Raw genomic sequence first — 314 nt, 5'->3', positions numbered from 1 at the left:
CCCCCCCCCCCCCCCCCCCCCCCCCCCCCCCCCCCCCCCCCCCCCCCCCCCCCCCCCCCCCCCCCCCCCCCCCCCCCCCCCCCCCCCCCCCCCCCCCCCCCCCCCCCCCCTTTTTAATGCTCCGGCGCCCACCGAGATCTACACTGTTCGCATTTCGTCGGCAGCGTCAGATGTGTATAAGAGACAGCCTTGGTGGTGTGGGCGAGCAGGCCGTCCTCTTCCATGATGCGGATGGTTTCGATGCCCGCGCGCATGGCCAGCGGATTGCCGCCGAAGGTGGAGCCATGGTTGCCCGGCTGCAGCACGGTGGCCGC

The 314-nt window shown here is 75.2% G+C and carries 1 pseudogene; it reads right to left on the bottom strand.

From position 1 onward, the window contains the following. Positions 1–161: 161 nt before the first annotated feature. Positions 162–314: pseudogene (locus tag JHD82_RS29465) on the bottom strand (aminotransferase class III-fold pyridoxal phosphate-dependent enzyme); the annotation flags it as partial.

The sequence above is a fragment of the Delftia sp. ASV31 genome (genome assembly GCF_016428765.1).
GTDB lineage: Bacteria > Pseudomonadota > Gammaproteobacteria > Burkholderiales > Burkholderiaceae_C > Comamonas > Comamonas acidovorans.
This window is presented reverse-complemented; position numbering and strand designations above follow the sequence as displayed.